At 64.1% G+C, this 312-nt stretch carries 1 protein-coding gene; it reads right to left on the bottom strand.

The window, feature by feature from the left end; genetic code table 11:
* On the bottom strand, positions 1 to 312 hold a 312-nt coding region (locus tag ACT86A_RS27505), incomplete at both ends, for a transposase (protein WP_445095134.1).

The following is a 312-nucleotide window of genomic DNA, read 5'->3' as shown; positions in this document are numbered from 1 at the left end:
CTTCCAGCGGTTGGACCACCGCTGCCGGGCGGTGCCAGTGGGGTCCAGGCTCATGATGGCCAAATACACGCACTTCAACGCCGCGGCCTCGGTCGGAAAATGTCCGCGGGCCTTCACCGCGCGGCGGATTCGGGCGTTGACCGACTCGATCGCGTTTGTGGTGTAGATGACCTGCCGAATTGCGTTGTCGAACTGGAGAAACGGCACGAACTCGGCCCACGCGTTGGTCCACAACCGGATGATCGCGGGGTAGCGTTTCTCCCATTTCTCGCTGAACTCGGCGAAGCGGTCCAGCGCGGCCTGCTCGGAGGG

The sequence above is a fragment of the Nocardia glycosmidis genome (assembly GCF_052545115.1).
This window is presented reverse-complemented; position numbering and strand designations above follow the sequence as displayed.